General features: G+C 48.1%; 19 protein-coding genes and 1 riboswitch. Of the genes, 1 reads left to right on the top strand and 18 read right to left on the bottom strand.

Annotated elements, in window-relative coordinates; all coding sequences use genetic code 11:
- Positions 1-39: 39 nt before the first annotated feature.
- From Tfer_RS01035 to Tfer_RS00995, 11 genes are all read right to left on the bottom strand, one after another.
- Positions 40-1,404, bottom strand: a complete 1,365-nt coding sequence (locus Tfer_RS01035; protein WP_052216497.1) for a stalk domain-containing protein — start codon at positions 1,402-1,404, stop codon at positions 40-42.
- Between the two features lie 22 nt (positions 1,405-1,426).
- The gene (locus Tfer_RS01030; RefSeq protein WP_052216496.1) at positions 1,427-2,668 is read right to left on the bottom strand and encodes a DUF4430 domain-containing protein; all 1,242 of its coding nucleotides are present in this window, start codon (positions 2,666-2,668) and stop codon (positions 1,427-1,429) included.
- Positions 2,669-2,752: 84 nt separating this feature from the next.
- A complete protein-coding gene (locus tag Tfer_RS01025; protein WP_052216495.1) occupies positions 2,753-6,283 on the bottom strand; it encodes an S-layer homology domain-containing protein in 3,531 nt (1,176 codons plus the stop codon).
- 95 nt (positions 6,284-6,378) lie between these two features.
- Complete coding sequence (locus Tfer_RS17040) at positions 6,379-6,510, bottom strand: hypothetical protein (RefSeq protein WP_282432030.1); 132 nt, start codon at positions 6,508-6,510, stop codon at positions 6,379-6,381.
- A 130-nt stretch (positions 6,511-6,640) separates the two neighbouring features.
- A riboswitch (cobalamin riboswitch) is annotated at positions 6,641-6,824 on the bottom strand.
- Positions 6,825-7,074: 250 nt separating this feature from the next.
- A complete protein-coding gene (locus tag Tfer_RS15780) occupies positions 7,075-7,464 on the bottom strand; it encodes a zinc ribbon domain-containing protein (protein ID WP_242843532.1) in 390 nt (129 codons plus the stop codon).
- 260 nt (positions 7,465-7,724) lie between these two features.
- Entirely contained in the window at positions 7,725-8,195 is a 471-nt protein-coding gene (locus tag Tfer_RS01015) for an HAD family hydrolase (protein ID WP_052216493.1), read from the bottom strand.
- Between the two features lie 12 nt (positions 8,196-8,207).
- Entirely contained in the window at positions 8,208-8,681 is a 474-nt protein-coding gene (locus tag Tfer_RS01010) for a DUF134 domain-containing protein (RefSeq protein ID WP_013120130.1), read from the bottom strand.
- A 283-nt stretch (positions 8,682-8,964) separates the two neighbouring features.
- Positions 8,965-10,302 (bottom strand): FAD-dependent oxidoreductase, encoded by a 1,338-nt coding sequence (locus Tfer_RS01005; RefSeq protein WP_052216492.1) that lies wholly within the window; start codon positions 10,300-10,302, stop codon positions 8,965-8,967.
- 112 nt (positions 10,303-10,414) lie between these two features.
- Positions 10,415-10,585, bottom strand: coding sequence for a 4Fe-4S binding protein (locus tag Tfer_RS15775; RefSeq protein ID WP_083436693.1), 171 nt, complete (start codon positions 10,583-10,585; stop codon positions 10,415-10,417).
- A 69-nt stretch (positions 10,586-10,654) separates the two neighbouring features.
- Positions 10,655-10,999, bottom strand: a complete 345-nt coding sequence (locus tag Tfer_RS01000; protein ID WP_052216491.1) for a DUF5320 domain-containing protein — start codon at positions 10,997-10,999, stop codon at positions 10,655-10,657.
- A gap of 168 nt (positions 11,000-11,167) precedes the next feature.
- The gene (locus Tfer_RS00995; RefSeq protein WP_052216490.1) at positions 11,168-11,728 is read right to left on the bottom strand and encodes a hypothetical protein; all 561 of its coding nucleotides are present in this window, start codon (positions 11,726-11,728) and stop codon (positions 11,168-11,170) included.
- Between the two features lie 125 nt (positions 11,729-11,853).
- On the opposite strand from Tfer_RS00995, the gene Tfer_RS00990 reads away from it, so the two are divergent.
- On the top strand, positions 11,854-12,087 hold the full coding sequence (locus Tfer_RS00990; RefSeq protein ID WP_052216489.1) for a hypothetical protein: 234 nt from the start codon (positions 11,854-11,856) through the stop codon (positions 12,085-12,087).
- 77 nt (positions 12,088-12,164) lie between these two features.
- Here the strand turns inward: Tfer_RS00990 and Tfer_RS00985 are convergent, their stop codons facing one another.
- The 7 genes from Tfer_RS00985 to Tfer_RS00955 form a co-directional block, all read right to left on the bottom strand.
- On the bottom strand, positions 12,165-13,844 hold the full coding sequence (locus Tfer_RS00985; protein ID WP_052216488.1) for an ABC transporter ATP-binding protein: 1,680 nt from the start codon (positions 13,842-13,844) through the stop codon (positions 12,165-12,167).
- Positions 13,837-14,682, bottom strand: coding sequence for an ABC transporter permease (locus Tfer_RS00980; protein ID WP_052216487.1), 846 nt, complete (start codon positions 14,680-14,682; stop codon positions 13,837-13,839). The genes Tfer_RS00985 and Tfer_RS00980 overlap by 8 nt, the downstream gene beginning before the upstream one ends.
- Positions 14,640-15,644 carry an ABC transporter permease gene (locus Tfer_RS00975; RefSeq protein ID WP_052216486.1) on the bottom strand — a complete coding sequence of 335 codons (1,005 nt, stop codon included), beginning with the start codon at positions 15,642-15,644 and terminating at the stop codon, positions 14,640-14,642. The genes Tfer_RS00980 and Tfer_RS00975 overlap by 43 nt, the downstream gene beginning before the upstream one ends.
- Positions 15,645-15,690: 46 nt before the next feature.
- Positions 15,691-17,313, bottom strand: a complete 1,623-nt coding sequence (locus Tfer_RS00970) for an ABC transporter substrate-binding protein (RefSeq protein WP_052216485.1) — start codon at positions 17,311-17,313, stop codon at positions 15,691-15,693.
- Between the two features lie 14 nt (positions 17,314-17,327).
- Complete coding sequence (locus Tfer_RS00965) at positions 17,328-17,939, bottom strand: FmdE family protein (RefSeq protein ID WP_052216484.1); 612 nt, start codon at positions 17,937-17,939, stop codon at positions 17,328-17,330.
- 40 nt (positions 17,940-17,979) lie between these two features.
- Entirely contained in the window at positions 17,980-18,552 is a 573-nt protein-coding gene (locus tag Tfer_RS00960; protein WP_052216483.1) for a class I SAM-dependent methyltransferase, read from the bottom strand.
- Positions 18,553-18,854: 302 nt separating this feature from the next.
- The gene (locus Tfer_RS00955; RefSeq protein WP_052216482.1) at positions 18,855-19,406 is read right to left on the bottom strand and encodes a formylmethanofuran dehydrogenase subunit E family protein; all 552 of its coding nucleotides are present in this window, start codon (positions 19,404-19,406) and stop codon (positions 18,855-18,857) included.
- Between the last annotated feature and the right edge of the window lie 43 nt (positions 19,407-19,449).

The following is a 19,449-nucleotide window of genomic DNA, read 5'->3' as shown; positions in this document are numbered from 1 at the left end:
TAACCACCTCTGCTAAAATTTTAATCGTAAATACCTTACTTATTTTGTTATGATTACGGCCTGGGCTGCCTGGTCCCAGTCTACCCGGAACCCAAAGGACTCCGCTACATAGCGGGCAGGAAGGTAAGTACGGCCATGGCGCAGCACCGGCGCCACATCCATCTGACGCGGGGCATTGTTTGTGTAAATTAGAAGGCTGCCAACGGCCAGCCTAACGCAGGCGCCGTTCAGTGATAATGTAATAGTACGGGACTTACTGTCCCAGTTAACCCCACTCTCAGGTATCCCCAGGGCATAAGCCAGATAGCGCACCGGTACATAAATGCGGCCGTTTTGAGTAAAAGGCGCGGCATCGGTTTCATGCTTCTGCGGCTGCCCGCCAATAGTAACAACATATTGTTTTTTGCCGGCTTCAAAGCGTACGGTCCGCTCCGGCAAGGCAGCGGAAGGCTGTGAGCGGAGCCTGTTAAACAAGGTATCCCCATAATAAACGTCTGCCAATGCCATTAAAGCCTGCTGGGTAGCCATTTCACTGGCGACGCCGCCTTTTAGATGACTAAAAGAACCATCAGGCAGTTGAAAACTCAAGAGGGCGGTTACCGGGTTTCCGCCGGACTTCAACCATTCCTGTCCGGTGGGGTCAACTCCGACTGCAGTCAATCCCTGGATAACCACGCTACATGACTCAGGGTTTTCCGTACCCCAGGAATTGAACCCGCCGCTATCTTTTTGCGCACTTCTCAAGTAAGCCACGGCTTTTTGCATCACCGGGCTGTCCTTTTTTTCGCCCAGCGCGCCCAGAGCCATTAGAGCCATGCCGGTTGAATCCACATCGGCAGTATCCCTGTCGGCTGCATCCCAATAAAAAGACCCGTCGGCATGTTGTTGATTAACCAGCCACTGCAGCGCTTTTGCTTGTTCTTTACTGCTCGCGCCGGCCGTGTGTAAAGCCAAGACAGCCCATATATGGGCATTAACCAGGTCTTCTCCCCCGTTAATCACATTATCGGCATACTTGCCGCTCGGGAGCCGGGCATCCCGGAGTTTCTGCACCAAGTTTTGCCCTTTGTAGTTATAAGGGTCCTGGCCTGCGGCAAACAGGGTTAAAACAAGGGTACTGTAATCGTTTGTCTCTCCTGCTTTAAGATTCGCAAACAATTTTTCACATGCCAGGCCCACGGATGTATTCCCCAAATCCCTCCCCGCCGCAGCCAAAGCAATATAACTCCATGGCAATAGGCCGCCCTCTTTTTTCTCTTTTTGCCATAACCAATCAGCGGCCTTATCCATTGCCGTTTTAATTGGGCCTTTATCTGCAGCAGGCTCAGCATATGCTGCCATGGGAGACAAAATGCCGGCCAGCAGAATCAAGACCAGCGCCATACAGAACCACTTCTTTTTCATACCCTTTGACCTCCTTTGGATTTTATTGTATGGGTAAAGGAATTACCTTCCCCGAATCAACGGCGGCGCCAAAGCAATACTTTATTTCCTGTGGGCGTTCACTCAAAACAGTCACGGCATTTTCCAGACCCTGGCGGTCAACCCCTGTTACCAACCATAACACGCCTGCGTCTCCGCTACCTACACCAACCGCCACAATTGCGCCGCTGCCCTTCCCGCAGGCTCCGGCAATTTGACCGGAAGGTGTCAGCAGGTTAAACCGATCATCTGAAAAATTAACATATAGGCCGCTTTTTATACCCCTTTCGTTCATTCCGTTCAGTATTTCGCTCTGCTTTAGAACAGTCCAGGGACCCACCACCATAGCCGGTCCGTTTCTTTTTGAGATTCCTTCCCCATTAAAAGGCGCCACGCTTACCGGCGTTACCCTAAATTTTTCCAGTCCGCGTTTTATTTTTTGCGCCTGGTCTTCATAACCGTCGGCATAGAAGATTACTGCCCCCTTGTTTTTCCCGCTGTAACCGCGCAGAAACGGCTCCGGGTATGCCCCAATCACTGCCGGAATAAACATGGTCCCGCTCCAATCATGGTAATCCCACCAGATGACATCTCCCGGGCCAGGGATATACTGGTCGGCGCCGACAGAAGCCATAACCCCGTTCACCCAATAAAACCAGTCCTTTTTCGTGCGCTTGCCGCCCGATTTACCTGTATAGCCGGAAGCCACACCGTTGATGGATTTAACAAAAGTTCCCCCATTGGCTGTTTCTATGTTCAGATTTTGGTTTAAGATGTCCAGCACCGCATCCCCGGGGCGGAAACCGACCGTTTCCGCATACATTGAACGGCGGCCGAAATCCTCCGTCACCCATAGTTGAACGCCTGCCTCGTTTTTCGGCGGATTACTCTCCGGTACTTTCTTTATAGTTAATTTGCCCGACAAGTCGGCGCCAGTTACCTGCCCTTTTTCCGCAGCCGAACCGGCAGTATTTTTTGTCCCGGCTTTTTTAACGCCGGAACCAACATTTACATCACCGGAATCAACATTAACAACGCCCGAACCGGTATCATAGGGCATAATCCTGGCGTTGCGGGCACCGCCGGCATCACATGAAGCGCTGCCGTCTTTAATACCGCCGGATAAAGCTTGCCCAGGATCTGACGGCCCCTGCCGCCCGGTAAGCCTACCGGAATAAACAATCGGCCCCAACAACCCCAGTAAAATAACCAGGATTCCCAGTAAATAAAGCCCTCTACTTTTCACCGTCTACCCCTCCTGAGAAGTTGATTCTGCTCTCTACTCTCGTTTACCCAGGAGTAAACGAGATTTTCCGCATTCACATAACCCCTACACCGATTCAAGCATACGATAAATCATTACCGCGCATTCCGCCCTGCTCGCCGGAGCAGCAGGCCTGAATGCCCCGTTGGGGAAACCTTTTACCAGGCCGTGCGCCGCCGCAGCAGCCACACCTGTTTTGGCCCAGGACGAAATATCCCGTTGGTCGTTGAAATGTAACTCCTTCCCAGAAGTCTGCAGGTTAAGCGCCTGCGCTAAAATGGCAGCCAGTTCCTCGCGCGTAACAGGACGGTCCGGACGGCAGGTACCGTCGCCAAATCCCTTAATCAGCCCGGCCCGGACAGCCGCGGCTATGTCCTGAGCATACCAGGCGCCGGCCGGTACATCGTTAAAGACCGCTTTATCCTCCGTTTTTTTCGGCAGAGCCAGCGCTTTGACCAGCAGGCTGACCAATTCTGCCCTGGTAATTGGGCGGGCCGGCGCAAAACGGACTTTATCAACTCCATTGACTATCCCGGCCCCCGCCAGTGTTTCAATACTGTGGCGCGCCCAGTCATAAGAAGTGGAAGTTACATCGGCAAAAGACCTTTTTGTCTCTTTGGCAAATACGGCATAATCGGAAAAATGGCGAATTTTCGCCACAACCAGCCCGTTTGCCGCATCCACTACCGCGGGGATAGCGACCCATGCGCCGTTAACCTTGTCGTACCAGGCCAGGGCCAGGTTCTCCGGTTTGGTAAGGCGCGGGATTGCCACTTTCAGAACCAATGTCGCCGGAACCTTAAAACTGGTCCCATCGGGTCCGAATTGATAAACAGACGATACCGGCCGGTAACCTGCGGGAGTACGCGCCTCTGCACCGTTGATTCCGCCAGCGCCTGGTATGGTAATCTCTTTAACAGTTATTTCCGTATCACGGTCAAGCGCTTTGGCCGGAACACTCATCCCCACCTCGCCTAATGTATCGGTTATGGTAGTTCCTTGATTGGCCTCTGCTTTCTTGGACAGTTCCACCGTATTTTGCGCCAGTCTCTTTTTCAGGGCAATTATTTCGGCCAGGCTTATGGGTTTGTCGCTGTTCACCACAACTACGGCTTTGGCTGATTCACTCAGGGGCCCTAACTCTCCGGTATCCCCTTTTAGCCCCAGCGTTTCAGCCAGTTTATCCAGCGCTGTCCCAACTTCACCGGAAATCTGTGTTGCAAATGAAGTATTCTGGGGCTGTCCTGTTGTTGAACTCTTAAACAGGCTATCCCAGGAAGGACCGTTGGAGTTCATCTCAGTACTGTACCACCAGATGATACGATCACCTTCATTGACGGTTTTATCGCAGGCCAGCACGCTGGGTACTGAATTATTGACACTGTACATCCACCCGTTCACTCCGCTGTTGGCCTGACCGGCAATACTTTTGACAAAACCCTTGTCCTCTGTATAGCTGAGTCCGGTGGCATGAAGAGCGCCCAGAGCCGTCAGGCCCCACTCGCCGTTTTTGCTCACCGTGACACTGCCTGGGCCATAGAGACGTTCACCGTTTTTACCAACCACCGCAATACTGACACTGTATTCATTTGGAGAAGACGGAACAGACGGATTGCTATTGCTATTGCTACTGCTGCTGTTGTTGTTGGCGCTGTTGTTATTGCTGCCACTGGCCTCTGTACCGGCAGCACTCTGGAGAACATATGCATAAAGGGCCTCGGCAGCTCCAAAAACATTTCTCGATGTCCCAAAACTGCCGTCTTCGTTCATGGTTTTCGTCATCAGATATGCGACCGGATTAACCCTTTTGCCGTCAACGTTCCTGGTCCACTCCGTACTTTCAGGGTCTTTACCGAGCTGGCGCAGGGTTATAATAAGTTCAGAGTTATCCACGGCAGGGTCATCCCATGGCGACACGTAAACACCGCCATCGTCTTGCTGGAGCCCTTTCAGATAAGCAACACCCCTGTCAACAGCCGCCTGAATCCCGGCATCCACCGCGGCGTCAGGCAGGTAAGTGAGCGCCCGGATGGCCTGGGCGGTGGACAAAACATCAGGATAGTATGTATCCCCGAACTTCTCTCCCCAGGATCCGTAAACATCTTGCTCCACGCTCTGTTTGGATAAAATATATGCTTTGGCATTTTCGGTATGAAAACTTCCGCTGTTGATCTTACCCGCTTCGCCCAGGGCGATATAGGCCCACATATCGCTGTAAACGCTGTTATCAAAGGAACCTTTACCGGGTTCTTCCGCCCTTTGCCTGTTAATCAGGAGGTTGGCCAGCCGGTCCCGGCGGGCTGAATCTTTCCACATATTTACGGCCAGTAAACACTGGGCGATGGTTTTGGTCCGGGACTTTTTAATCCAAAGGGAATCATTACCGGCATAGTCATTGTACGTTTTTCCAAGAGATTTTAAGGCAATTAAAGTCTCGGCGGTGGAAAAGGTATTGTCCCACTGGGAGGGTATGGCTGCCGTATCGGCATCCTGGATGTCCATAAGATAGGTCAAGCCGTCCTGAATGGCACTGTAAACAGGACTATCCGGCGTGTCAGCCCCGTCAAAATAGATGAGGGCGGTGATAACCTGCGCCGTCAGGTCGGCTTCCTCGGGAGAAAATCCGCCCCAGGCCGTCCCGGCCGGGCTGCCCCAACTATTGCTGTGAGCATGTTTGAAATTATTAAGGTACTCAAGGGCTTTGGCCTGGTCAATTCCGGCAAGTTTACCGGTCTTCCCCAGGGCCGTCAAGACAGTTACATGGTCATAAATATTGTTGCCAAAGTAAACTTGGTCAGCAACAGTTGATGCTTTACTTCTAATGGCAGCAGCCAGGGTATCAATATGTACCGAATAGGGATCAACAGCGTTTAAAGCGATAAGTTCTTTGGCCAGGCGTACAGCATCCAAATCGGCAGCATTATCTGCAGCGGCGTTGGCAGACGTTATTATGACATCCTTAAGCGAGGTCCCGTTATACACCCACTCACCGGTGGAAATGTCCTCACCGGCTGCGACCAGCGCTTCCACGCACCGGTAATCAAAATCCCAACCGTTAACATTATAGGCCATATTTCCGTTCCGGTATTTGTTCTTGTAATAATTGACGGCTTTGGCAATTGCCTCATGCACCTGACCATAGACATCTGTACCGACCGTAAGGTCATTTTTAACCATTGCCAAAGCCTGTAAGGGCACTTTGGTACCGTACTCGTTGGCATAAGGACCAAAACTGCCGTCGGTATTCTGAGTGGCTATAATGTATGAAATTAAACTGTTGCTGTCCCCCAACTGGTCGGCCAGGTTTTCTATTTCACTTTTTAATGTCTTGCCGTTATTGGTCCACTTTTCACCTGCCAGGTCCTCCCCGGCCAAAGTCAGCACATAGGCGGTATACCCGTCAATTCTTTCTCCGGATTTATATTTGTGGTTAATGAATTTTACGGCCTTACCGGCCATCTCACCGGCCGAATAGAGAGCCGTTTGTTCCGCGGCTGCCGCCTGGTTTATTACGCTCATAGTAATCACATTGCTTAAAAGAAAACAGATAGCTACCCACAGAGCAATCGGGCGTAATTTTAACTTATATTTTCCCATTCTTCCCAGCCCCTTTCCCTAAATTTCAAGAACAATTTAAAAAATCCCCGGTCTATCCAGACCAGGGAAGTGATAATAAAAACGGCCTAATCTAATCACCTCCCTACAGCCTGCGGTGTATTAGAATAGGCCGTCTGCTTTAAGGCCGGGTCATCATGAATGTAAGTAAATCTGTCTGAATTTACATTCATTCCACGGTCTAAAGCAATCAACACGGTCGTAATCATTTAAGTTTTACCCCTCGGAGTAAAACACCTATTCCTGTATATTTCTTTTTAAAAACAACATGCCCTCCGCACGACGATGCAGAGGGCAAAAAAGCCTGAGTCTCTCCCTTCCCATCCATCGTGGGTACTTACGGCGAGTTCAGAATAAGCAGGTTTCCTGGCTCGAGATCATCACCACTTTACGCCTTCCCAGGTTAAACCCAGTGGCATATTGCAAAGTGATTTCCTCTTACAGTGGCGGGACCGCGCCGGATTTGCACCGGCTTCCCTATTATGTCCTTTCAAGAAGGACCACTTATTCCATAATATTCTGTTTGATGATATAATAGCATGAAATTGTCCGCATTGTCCAGAATATTTAGAGTGAACCTCCGCCGGGACAAGCCCGGCGGCTTCTTAAAAGCAGCCGGGTCCGCCCGGACAGTCCTTAGCACCTCATCGGGAGACGCCTGTCTGAAGGCAGGTCTTACTCCCCCTCAATGCGCTACATCCTGGCGCCCAAGTTAACCCCAGACGCTGGATGGCCCGGTCCATGGGCGTCTACTACTCAGCGTAGATACGTCTTTATGCGGCTTTCTTTTTATGGCTCCGCATCGGAACTAACACCACAGGCCGCGAGTAAGACACCATCTCCGGCAACCTACGACCCGGGGTGAACTGGCCGTTTACTGCTAAGTCCAGTATGCCCGTAGCACCTATTACGTCACGGTGCGCTCCGCTGAAACCGCATTCCCTGTTGCCGCACCGGTAAATCCGGCCAGTTTGCTTCGTATACTTGTTGCATATCGGGCATGTGCCGGAGGTGCCCCGTTCTTCGATTTTCTCCAGGGTGATGCCATGCCGCTTGAGCTTATATTCCAGAAGATCCCGCAGCCGGCCGAAGCTCCACTGGCTCATCCGTTGGTTGTGGTGCCGGCCGCATTCCTGTTTCCTTACGCCCTGCGGGTCGCCGATGTAGACCTTTGGGGCTCCGATATATTTACGAATAGTTTCAGTGCTGACATTGCCAGCAGTACCGATGTAATAACCCCTGCTCTACGCAATGGTTAATTTTTCTTTCCATACCCTTATTTTACCACAAGAACAAAGGTTTGATTTATATGTTTAACTTAAGCGATTTAAAAGGCCCCCTTCATCCTACCCCACAAGGGGGTAGGTTTTCGGGGGCGGATTTTTATAAAATTACGGCTTCTCTGCGATAAGTCCGACACCGTCTATTTACGCAAAGTTGCTGTTATTCTTTTAGGATTCAAGAGCAAACTTAATCCTTCATCTATATTTTTAACTGCTATATCCGCCTGTGCCAAAGCCTGGCCGGCACAACCCTCCGGCCCAAGAACAGCAATACCCAGAGCGGCCCTGCTCAGCATGGCGACATCGTTCACCCCGTTTCCGACAGCAACGGTCCGGGAAGCACCGATCTTTTCAACAAAGGCCGCTTTATCCGAGCCGCCGTTTTCCTGGTCTATAATCACAACCTCCGCCTGGATACCGGCACACTCCAAAGCAACAGTACCAAAGGTATCTGCCGTTAAGATATAGACTTTGAGTACTCCGGCCAGTTCATTAATAATTTTTCCGGTGGTATTTGCAAGCTTACCGTCAAATGCAAGGGTACCGTTGAAATCCAGGACAAGATTTTCTAATATAAGACTCCTGTAACCCGGTATTGATATCTCAATCATCCAATCACCACGCTACCTTTCCATTTCCCGCCACTTCCGACATCCTTTAACGCAAAACCCATTGTTGCGCTTACAACAAAAGATTTCTTTGGAACCACAGTATGGACACTGACACTCGTTATCCAAAACCTTTTGATAATTTTCGTAACTTTCTTCCCATTGTTTTCCACAATTCCGGCACGTAACCCTACAAATGTTCCTGGTAAAATCCCCGCCCTGTACCCTTAAAGCTTTCCCGTGAATAAGGGCGGTGGCTATTTTCGTACGGGCATCGCTCAAAATTCGTTGAAAAGTCTGGCGGGATATCTGCATCTTTGCAGCGCACTCATCCTGATTGAGATTCAAAATATCTTTCAGCCTTATGGCCTCAATCTCTTCGACCTTCAGGATCTCCTCCTCCAGACCACACCTGGGCCTACCAGCAGGAACAAAACATATCTCGCCGGGAACAAATTCGACTCTCCGCCATTTTCTTGGTCTAGGCACTTTTATAACCCCCGTCTATAGAGCTTCTTTGCTCTATATTATACAAGTCTTATTATACAAAAAAAATTGCCCGGAAGAAAATACTATATTTTATCCCAGACAGTTAAAATCATCAAAAATCTGTAATTCGCCCCAAATCCCCCTGATAGCTATTCTCGCAATATTATGGGAAATTTACTACCGGTATCCCTTCAGCAAGTGACTTATTTACTTCCCTGTCAAAGGGAACCTTATCTAATACTCTGACATTGGCCTCTTCACACTGCCGTATAATATCTCCAGTTTATTTAACCAATGAATTTTCTGCCGCATTGGTGATAGTATACATTGTTGGACCCGGGGTCATTAAAGGGTGCGTCCCCATTTGCAGAGCAAGAATTTGTGATGCCGTCATACGGGTTTGCACAGCTAAACCAATTATATTTACCAACTCACCGACCGATTGACCGCCACAGGCCTGCCCTCCTAAAATAACCCCGGTTTCCTTGTCAAAGACCAACTTGACTATTTGCTTTACAGCCCCCGGTAAGCAAGCGGGATGCCTATCATAAACCTGTACTGATCCTATTTTTGTGTTAAATCCTCGCACCCTGGCATTTCCCTCAGTTAACCCCACCGAACCGAAAGAAATTCCATTCAGACTTGTTAAAACAATACTTAATGTCCCATTTCTAAACATTCCGGTCAAATTATAAAGGTTATGAGCGGCAATTTTCGCTTCCGTGGCAGCAATTGACCCCAACATTACAGAAACAGGCTCCCCTGTAAAGTAATCCTGTTTTGAGGCACAATCGCCGATAGCATAAATGTCTTTATCTGCTCTCATATATTTGTCCACCTTAATGGCGCCGAATTTATCAAGAGGCAAACCTATCGCCTTTCCCAATGTTGTATTGGGGTAAACTCCTGCAGCAAAAATCACAGCATCAACGTCCAATTTGCCTCCACCGGTCAACTCAATTTGTTTTACATTTCCTTTATGGCCAATGAATTTCTTGACAGTTTCCAATTTGTAGATTTTAATACCTATTTCGCAGAGTATTTTTTCTACCATTTGTGCAAACTCGAGGTCAAACGACTGCCAAAGACATGTGGGACCGCATTCCACTATGGTTATGCTGCCATCGATCAATTTTGAAAGCTCTTCCGCCAACTCAACACCAATGAACCCGCCGCCGACAATTACAACCTTCTTCTTTTCTTTTAAATAATTCTTAAGTAGGGTAAGGTAATCCAAATCCTTAAAAATAAAATAAATATTGTTAAAATTACCACCTTCCCCAATTCCCGGAACAACCGGTAAAGAACCCGTGGCCAGAACAAGTTTATTATAAATAATTTTTTCCCCACTTGCTGTTACGGCTAATTTTCGCTCTTTATCAATTGCTGTTACTTCGTCAACTAATATGTTAACTCCCTTTTCCACCATGCTTTCATCGGAAACGGCATTATTATCCGGCAACTTTAAAGTTCCAAAGATATACGGAATTCCGCAAGGAACCAACGCCTTGTTTTCTCTGCGAACCAATGTAATTTGGGTTTGCGGATTTATTTTTAATATTGAAGACACAAACCCTCTCCCCGCTACGTTACCGCCAACCACAAGTATTTCAGTTTCCACATCTTTTCCCCCTTACAAAAATTAGGCAAATAGTTAAACTAGTTAAACCAAAATGCCCTCCGTATCATTTACGGAAGGCAATAACACTTGACAAGTTTTTATACTAAGCAGATTACTCTATAGAAATTGCTCCGTGGGGACATTCATCAACACATGTTCCACAGTCTACACATGTATTTGTGTCAACATGAGCCACACTATTCACACTAATCGCTCCTACCGGACATACCTCCACACACGAAGCACAACCCGTACATTTTTCTTCATCAACAATAGCCGCCATACTAAAATCTCCCCCCACATTCCGAAATACTCCACCTTGTTACCCGGTGTATGCTACAAATGATTATAATCACTTATTTTCTTCTGCCTGATTTAGTTCAGAAATCTTCTTATTAATAGTTTCAATTTCAGCTTGTAATGCCTTAATTCTACCCTGTAAAAATTCTTTTTCATTTACCGGTGCGGAAACATGGTTACGCCATACAGACGGCAGCCGCTTACCGCCGAACCTCCGGCTTCCGCCAAAGCAACGGCCGCGTCCCCCGCCGTAAGGAGTTCCTCCCCGGCCTACTCCGCACAGGGTGCCATAACTAGCAGAATAGTTACCCTGTCCCACCGACGAGGAGCAGTAACCGAAACCGCCACCTGTTCCCGGACCTTGACCAAGCGGCCCTGTACCGTCAAAACCCGGCATACTGATACCCCCTTTCTTAATCCGAGCATATTTGTTTAGGGCATATGCCCATTATTATATTACTCCTTTTTCTGGTTTTTGTCAAATGCCCAAAATAAAAACTCAAAAAAATTCTATGCTTACTTAAGTCCGACAAAAAATTCGGGTTTATAATGGTTTCTAATAAAGTTATCTTCGTACCTGCCAAACCATCATACCGATATTGGTTTCCACTTCTTCCTTCACCAGACCGTTAACAGACTCATTTACAACAAATTCATGTAAGCTTTCCAGTACTGCAGGTGTAATGTCGGTGTAACCGGCAAACCAGTCCCTTAGTTTCCCGGTCGTTTCCTCCACAGATTCTTCATTGACCCATTTGGCGTTAATAAACTTTAGTGAAGGAAAATATCCCATGGCATAGACCAGGTTAAAAGGAAAAATGATATCCATGGAGAGATCCGACCAGGCTTCCTGAAACAGTTTTGGCCATAACTTTTCCTGCAAGAAAGCAATATTGAAAACCCCTTCTTTTTCGGCTCTTTCTTTAATTATCTCCAGCATATTGGATGCAGGAGCAAGGGCCCTGTTTTTGGCAAAACTGCCGGCCCGGTTATTCCACATTGCCACCGTTCTTTGCAGGTCTTTGGCAGGTTGCTTTTGTTTTGAGCGGATATTCCCGGCCTGTTCCCAGGCTTCCGCCCAGAAATCAACCATTTTGTTTTTCTCAAATTCGTTTCCGTATGGCATGATTACCTCCCCAGTCACATTTTCATTGCCGGAGCAGGCCGCCGGTAAATTTCCGGGTATAAGCCTGTTATTTTTGCAAAAGCTATAGTAAAAGTAAACTAAACCAATCTTAAGGAGGTTAAACTATGAGCTGCTCCAGTATCAAACACCGATTCGACCAGTTGAAAAATCAAGGCGGTCTAAATTTTGATGAAGCCATAAATCTTTATAATGACCTTCTGGGTTCCCTTGATGCCCACAGGTTGGAACTGCAGGAACTGCAAAAAACCGGTGACCAGAACCGGATCAATCATTTGCAGGAGCATATCAAAGACGGCGAACAGATACTGTCGGAATTAAGAAATATGACCCTGCAGTAAGAAGAGGTTCTCCTCTTCTTTTTTCTTACTCTGGTCCCGCAAAACAAAATACCTATGCGGTTGAACAATTCTCAACATTATACTGCAAAGCAAACCATTCCCTTAACATCCAATGAGGGAGCGGCTGCCAACAGGCTCCTGGTATACGGGTGTTTGGGCATAGAAGTGACACGGTGGGAAGGCCCTTCTTCCACGACCCTGCCCTCCCTGAGAACAATAATCCGGTCGCTCACCTTCCGGGCCAGGGCAATATCATGGGTAATAAACAGCAAACTTAGCCCCTTTTTTTCCTGGAGATTAAGGAGCAGTTTCAGTATCTTGGCCTGGACACTGGGATCCAGGGCCGAAGTCGGCTCATCGGCTATGAGTAATTTGGGAGCCAGTATCAATGCCCTGGCAATAGCCACCCGCTGAGCTTCGCCGCCGCTTAAGTGGTGCGGGTAGGTCAGCAGGAACTCCTCCGTAGCGGGTAACTCCACTTCTTCCAGCACGCGTTTTACCTTTTCCCTGCGCTCCATTCGGTCACCTACTTCATGTATCTCCAACGGTTCACTCACAGCTTCCAGGACCGTTTGCCGGTGACTTATGGATTCGGCGGGGTTCTGGTAAATCATTTGTACCTGCCGGTAAAAATCTTTACCGCGGCGCTCAACCGGCCGGCCGTTTAAAAAAATTAGCCCCTCTGACGGTTCACTGCTGCCTGTTATAATCCGGGCCAACGTCGTTTTTCCCGATCCGCTTTCGCCAACAAGGGCTACCGTTTCCCCCTCATACAGGGTAAAATTTATTTTTTCCACTGCGCGCAGACGGCCAAAAGACTTACCTACATTTTTTACTTCCAGCAGCGGAACTATTCCCCCCAAATGACAGGCCACCATACGCCCGCCGTTTTCTATTAACTCAGGGCATGTCTGACTGCATGCGGGCATACTCTGGGTGCACCGCGGCGCAAAGGGGCAACCCCTGTTCGGCCGCGAAAGCCGGCCGGGAATACCCTGCAAGTCCTTGGTAGTGGTCATATTCGGATAGGCACGCAACAGTCCTCTGGTATACGGGTGTTTAGGGCTGGACAGGATTAGGCCCGTAGGACCCAGTTCCACTATTCTGCCCCCATATAAAACAGCAGTTTTTTGGGCCAGTGTGGCTGCCGTGGAAAAATCATGGGTAATCACCAGCATCGTGTGCTGCCGGCCAATTTGCTGCAACAATTTAATAATCTCTGCCTTCGTAATGGGGTCCAGCGCAGAAGTGGGCTCATCCATGATCAGCAGCTCCGGGTCATTAGCCAGAGCCATGGCAATAAGCGCCCGTTGCTTCTGTCCACCGCTTAACTGGTGCGGGTAGAAGAAATGAAAGTCAGGGGAAATCCCGACCTTTTTTAATAACTCCCCGGCTCTTATTTTTGCTTCCGGCCTGGTATACAAACCGTGTTCCACCATGGGCTCCATAACCTGATCAAGTATAGTGTACAAAGGGTTCAGGGCATTTTCTACGTTTTGAAAGACCATGGCAATCTGATTCCATCTGATTTCAGACATTTCCCTCTCAGTCAACCCAAGCAGGTTACGGCCCCGGTAAAGTATTTCACCGGTACATTCCCCATCGCCGAGACCGATAATGCTGCGGCCCAAAGTGGTTTTTCCTGTGCCTGATTCCCCTATCAGGGCAAGGCATTCACCCCTGGTCAGGGTCAGGTTGATGTTGTTCAAAACCCTGGTCTGGCCAAAACTTACCGATAAATTTCTGATTTCAAGCATACCTTCCCCTCCTCAACCTCGGGTCCATGGCCTCTTCCAGGGCATAACCGATAAATGTAAAAGCCATAACAGTCGCCGACAGGGATAACCCTACCGGTATAAGCCACCACTGCCACACATCAAGATAAACGTATTTTAATGCATGATACAGCATTTTCCCCCAACTTACGGTCGTTGGGTCCGTGACGCCCAAAAAGGAAAGTCCTGCCTCCATAAAAACGGCCCGCCGCGCTCCCTGAACCAGGTTGGCCACAAGTATAGGGCCGAGGTCAGGAATAATATGGCGTCTTAATATATACAACGGCCCGGCTCCAAAAGTTCGGGCAGCCCGGACATGGGCTTTTTCTTTTAAAACCAGGGTCTGGGACCTGATAATCCTGGCGCCGCCGGGCCAGGTAAGCAATGATAGCAACAGTATCAGGCACCACAAGCTTGGCTGGATATAAGCGGCTATTATGATAACCACTAGCATTGGGGGAATTACCAGCAGGGCATCTACCACCCGCATTGCCACTTTTTCGTAAAACCCGCCCAGAAACCCCGCCGTCGCCCCGACAACACTACTTATGGCCGTAGAGAAAAAAGCTACGGTAACGGCTACCAGCAGGGAAGTTCGAGCGCCATATAACAGCCCCGCAAAAATGTCCTGCCCGACATCATTGGTGCCCAGCCAGTGTTCCCTGGAAGGAGGCCGGAAAGAAGCCGTTGTCTGTTCTGTAGGATTAAAAGAAGCAAGTACAGGCGCAAAAACAGCAGCGCCAACTATCAGCGTCAATAAAATCAGACCAAGGCGGCCTAGGTTGTTGGATTTAATCTCCTGCCAGTATTTAATGTGCATGATTTTAACCTCGGGTCAATATTTTTATATAACATATCAACAGAAAAATTGGCTGTTAAAACAAAAACTGTTACCACAAGGAAAACTCCCTGCAAAAGGGGATAATCCCTGGTCTGCAGGGCTTTTTGAATCAAGAGCCCCAGCCCAGGGTAGGAAAAAACCGTTTCGATAAACAGAGCCCCGGTCAGCATCCTGCCGACCTGCATACCCGTATGGGTAATTACCGGCAGCAGGGAATTTCTTCCGGCATGCCGGTATCTTACCACCTGATCATTTAAGCCTTTGGCCCTGGCGGTAAGGATAAAAGCCTCACCAAGGGTGGTTACCATACTGTTTCTGGCCAGGAGATAAGAACCGGTCAGGTTTACCAGAGTCAGTGAAAGGGCAGGCAATACAAGGTGTTTTAATACATCAACTACAAGAGTTATCCCCTCATAACCGGCATAGGGAGTCATGGCCCCATTAAGGGGGAAAACTTCCCAAACCACCCCGAACAGAATCAAAAAAACCATCCCGAGAAAAAAATCGGGTAAACCGTCCAAAAACATGGTTCCGGCAAGCAAGGCCCGGTCAATCTTTTGGCCGCGCCGCCAGCCCGATTCTATCCCCAACAGGGTACCGATAATTGTCGAAATGCTTATTGCTGTTCCTACCAAAAGGAAAGTCCAGGGAAGGGCTCCCAATATAACTTTGGTTACCGGAGCATTATAAAAATAGGAATAGCCTAAGTCTCCTTTCAACAGCGACAACAAATATGCTCCAAATTGCCCCGCGAGGGGCCGGTCGAGGGAAAACCGCTCGACCAGCCGCGCCTTCAACTCCGGGGTCATCTGAATCATGGCCTCCTCTCCGTAAATAGCTGTTAAAGGGTCTCCCGGCATCAACCGGGGAAGAAGGAAATTTAACGACAGAATGATGAAAAAAGCAACCAAATAGTTGACCACATCTTTTAACTTAAACATTTTCCCCTCCGGGTTTTACTGTCCGACCGTTACCTGCACCCGGCCGCTACCGGCGCACAAAAGCCCATTTATTTAACGGCAGGGGCACTCCAAAACCGATTCCTTTCTTTGTGTTAAACAGCCTGATTTTTCCGTCGTGGCCATAATACCAGTCCGGATAATACAGGGTTAGACCAGGCATTTCCTCCGCATAAAGCTCCTGGATTTTTTCCACTTTTGCCTTGCGTTGGTCGGGATTCATCGTCGCCACCTGTTCCTTCAGCAGACCGGTTAAAATCTTGCTGCCGGTATATCTTATACTGGTAACCCCTTTGCCTATGGTCACCTTGTTTAAAATCTCGGCGTCGCCCCTCAGTCCTCCGTGCCCGGACAGGGCCATATCGAATTTCCAGTCCTGCACCATGGAGTCAAGAGTTTTGGCTTCCAGACTTTTCAGATTAACCTTGATTCCCACTTTTTCCAACTGCTGTTTGATAAACTGCCCGTCTCTTTCGTAGTCGGGGCTGATCAGCAGCTCAACGGTCAACTCCTGCCCGTTTTTGACGAAATAGCCGTTTTTCAGTTCATATCCAAGCCCACTTAAAAGCTCCTTCACTTTTTCCGGGTTATAATCGTATTTGTTTACATTGGGGTTGTACCATTCCGAATCAGGGGAAAGGAGTCCCGGTTTACCCGCCAGGGCATACCCTCTCTTGGTTGTTTTTACTAGTTGTTCACGGTCAATGGCATAAGCCAAGGCCTGCCGGAATTCCCTGGCCGAAAAAGGTTCCTTTCGGTGGTTGAATAACAGTTTCAGGGCCCAGTCATATTTTATTTTTATTACCGAAAATCCTTTGCTGACAACCTCATCTTTCAGGTCAGGCGGAATCTGAGCAAAATTAACCTCCCCCCGCTCCAAAGCGGCCGCCGCCATTTCATTACTGACTTTAACAAATTTAAGTTTTTCCACTCGCGGACTGCCCAAATAATAGTCACGGTTGGCCTCGTACAGGTAAGTCCCCTGTTCTTTGTTGTAATCCGCCAGTTTAAAAGGTCCGGTACCTATTACCGCCTCGGGTCCCTGAAACTCTTCAGGTTTTTCGACCTGTTTCCAGATATGCTCCGGCAATATAGGCAGCGTTCCGGCCACATTATTTAAAAAAGGAGCATATTTTTCTTTGAGGTACACCTTCACCTTGTAGTCGTCAATGATTTCAACCCTGGCTATCTTGGTAGTGTCAACCCAGTTATAAGGGTGTTCCCTGGTATAATCAAAGGTGAAAGCAACATCCCTGGCGGTGAATTTCTGTCCGTCATGCCACTTCGCCTTTTCATTGAGCTCAAAGTAATAGGCATTTTCTCCTTCGATATATTCCCATTTTTTAGCCAGGGCCGGTATATAACCCTTCTCGTCTTTCCATACAAGGGTATCAAAGATAAAACTCATCCTGACATACCCAGGACCCCGCTGGTAATGGCTGTAAGGCGTGGGATAGCCCCAGTCTCCGGTAGGGTCAGCTACAGTGTAAACAGGTATTTTGTCCTGTGAACTGACACTTTGCATGCCTTCCGTCTGCGCTTTTTCAGTTGATGCTGTTTTGCCGCAACCGGTAAAGATAAGACCGGTTATCAGAACAAACAAAACCGGCAAAAATAATTTTTTCCTTACAAATAATCCGCATGCTGACAACTGATAAACCTCCTTTACCAACCTCTGCTGTATTCTTCTCCCGCACATTCCAGGCATACCATCTTGCCGTCTTTGACCCGCACGCGGGGTTCCATGGCTCCTTCACCACACTCAGCACAAATGATTGTGTCAAATATGCGCGCTTTCTTGGGAAAGTCGAGTTTAACCTTCTCCACCTTGCAGAACTCCTCAGCAGATAATTCCAGGATTTTTTGCGACCTCTCCAGGTGCTTTTCCTTAAAACAGTCACATTCCTCATCAGTTGCTTCGCCTTTCATGACCAGGTCCATCAATTTCCGGTGCTCGGGGTCGCGTCCCATGACATCGGGTTTCACAGAAACCCGCACCGCCTCGCCGGTTTTCCTGTTGCCAAAGGTATAAACCTGTTTGCCATAATCCCGGTAGATCAGGTTCCCTTTGCCGATGGTGCAGCCCGTTAAAACCTGGATAGCATCAACGCCGCAGGCATCGTTTTCCACAATTGTTACCAATTCCTCATCGGCAGCCCTGGCAACACCAAGTTCGTTAAGAGCTATGACCGCCGCCTTAAAACCCAACGCCAGTCCGGGGCAGATATGCCCGTGAAATTCCACACACTTTTCCCATGGGGTTAATTCTCTGCACATTTAAACCCGCTCCTTTCAACTATTGGTTTCTAAACGTTTTTTACTCCTTGCCTCCCATATAAACATAAACTTCTGCGTCTTCGGTATAAATGGTTTTATATCCGGATCTTTCCGCCAACCCGGCAAGTTCTGTTACAGGAGGCAAAACATCATCCTTTACCTCCCGGTTAGCTTGGTGACGGCTGTTAACTTCCTTCCTGCTGGCGGAATGGGCAATTAAAAGCCTGCCGCCGGTCAATAAATGTTTAAATATATTCCTCAGGGTAAGTTCTTTATCGCTAAAATGTGGATAGACATTATGGCATATCACAACATCATATTTCTTTTGTAGGTCCGCACTTTGCATGTCGGCAACAATAAAGTTAGCCATACCGGGAAATTTGGCCCGGGCAACCTCAAGCATTTTTTCAGAAATATCGACGGCATCTATCCGGCATCCAGCCACATTCAGAAATGGAACCAATACTCCGGTGCCTGTTCCCACATCGAGGACAGTAGAACCATCAGGAATATTAGCTATATCTAGGATTTTCTCAATTTTATTCACATCCGGCTTAAATTTTTCATCCCAGGACACCGCAATATTATCGAAATACTCTTTTCCTTTTGTCATAAAAGTCAGCTCCTTTCCACCTTAAACATTCCCCCCTTCAAAACAAAAACCATGAAAATCTGCCCGCTGTTTCGGGCAAGACCTTCATGGCCTGAAATCCTGACTATTGAGCCTGTCTTGTCGTAACCGGTCACTTTAAATATCACACGGTATCTTCTTGATACCTTATTCCTTTTATACCTATTCTATTTAATTCTACAAATTCCTTCTTGATTAAAAATTTTTTAGAATTTTCTAAACCATTTCTTTTCAAAGCCGTCAACTTTTACATAACCTGCGGGGCTCCATCGATGCCCATAACATTAATTATACCATTTTTTCGTCGGCTTCAATATTCCCCCGTTTAAGTTAGCATAAAAAACATCAAAAAGCCTTTTATCAGGCCAATTTAGAATCTTTCTTATCGCCACGTCAATGGCCGCTCTGTACTGTAGTAGTTTAGCCGGGTCCTGCAATTGCGCTTCCACATCTTTGGTCATTTCATAGTTTAGCAACTGGGGGTTATAAACGGGAGTCTTCATTTTGATTATTAAACCCCTGCCGTCCACCGGATGCAGTGGTTTCCCGGCAAAGAAATATACGTGTTTTCCAGTATCTTCAATAAAAAAACTCTGTTTACCAATGGTACAGCCGGTCATGTACTGGATAGCGTCAACGGCGCTGGTAGAATTAGCCGCCCCGGCAATAAAATTCAGCGAGTTTTCCCTGGTAATGCCCAGTTCTGCCATGGCAATTTTACTGACCCGGTAGCCGATAGCCAATTCCGGGCAGAGATGACCGTGATACTGCACCAAGCACATAAGTTCATGGGATACCAGCACAGTGCCGATGGTCAGGGAATCCGCATTACACATTTTAATCACCTCCCGTCTTTACAAAAAGGACCTTGCAGGCAAA

It is taken from the genome of Thermincola ferriacetica (assembly GCF_001263415.1).
GTDB lineage: Bacteria > Bacillota > Thermincolia > Thermincolales > Thermincolaceae > Thermincola > Thermincola ferriacetica.
The sequence above is the reverse complement of the archived record's forward strand: the minus strand, read 5'-3'. Positions and strand labels throughout refer to the sequence as shown.

Bases quoted from the DNA above. Each gene is read 5' to 3' on its own strand.
- Tfer_RS01035 (WP_052216497.1), bottom strand. From the start codon at position 1,404: ATGAAAAAGAAGTGGTTCTGTATGGCGCTGGTCTTGATTCTGCTGGCC.
- Tfer_RS01025 (WP_052216495.1), bottom strand. From the start codon at position 6,283: ATGGGAAAATATAAGTTAAAATTACGCCCGATTGCTCTGTGGGTAGCT.
- Tfer_RS17040 (WP_282432030.1), bottom strand. From the start codon at position 6,510: ATGATTACGACCGTGTTGATTGCTTTAGACCGTGGAATGAATGTAAAT.
- Tfer_RS01015 (WP_052216493.1), bottom strand. From the start codon at position 8,195: ATGATTGAGATATCAATACCGGGTTACAGGAGTCTTATATTAGAAAAT.
- Tfer_RS15775 (WP_083436693.1), bottom strand. From the start codon at position 10,585: ATGGCGGCTATTGTTGATGAAGAAAAATGTACGGGTTGTGCTTCGTGT.
- Tfer_RS01000 (WP_052216491.1), bottom strand. From the start codon at position 10,999: ATGCCGGGTTTTGACGGTACAGGGCCGCTTGGTCAAGGTCCGGGAACA.
- Tfer_RS00995 (WP_052216490.1), bottom strand. From the start codon at position 11,728: ATGCCATACGGAAACGAATTTGAGAAAAACAAAATGGTTGATTTCTGG.
- Tfer_RS00990 (WP_052216489.1), top strand. From the start codon at position 11,854: ATGAGCTGCTCCAGTATCAAACACCGATTCGACCAGTTGAAAAATCAA.
- Tfer_RS00985 (WP_052216488.1), bottom strand. From the start codon at position 13,844: ATGCTTGAAATCAGAAATTTATCGGTAAGTTTTGGCCAGACCAGGGTT.
- Tfer_RS00980 (WP_052216487.1), bottom strand. From the start codon at position 14,682: ATGCACATTAAATACTGGCAGGAGATTAAATCCAACAACCTAGGCCGC.
- Tfer_RS00975 (WP_052216486.1), bottom strand. From the start codon at position 15,644: ATGTTTAAGTTAAAAGATGTGGTCAACTATTTGGTTGCTTTTTTCATC.
- Tfer_RS00965 (WP_052216484.1), bottom strand. From the start codon at position 17,939: ATGTGCAGAGAATTAACCCCATGGGAAAAGTGTGTGGAATTTCACGGG.
- Tfer_RS00960 (WP_052216483.1), bottom strand. From the start codon at position 18,552: ATGACAAAAGGAAAAGAGTATTTCGATAATATTGCGGTGTCCTGGGAT.
- Tfer_RS00955 (WP_052216482.1), bottom strand. From the start codon at position 19,406: ATGTGTAATGCGGATTCCCTGACCATCGGCACTGTGCTGGTATCCCAT.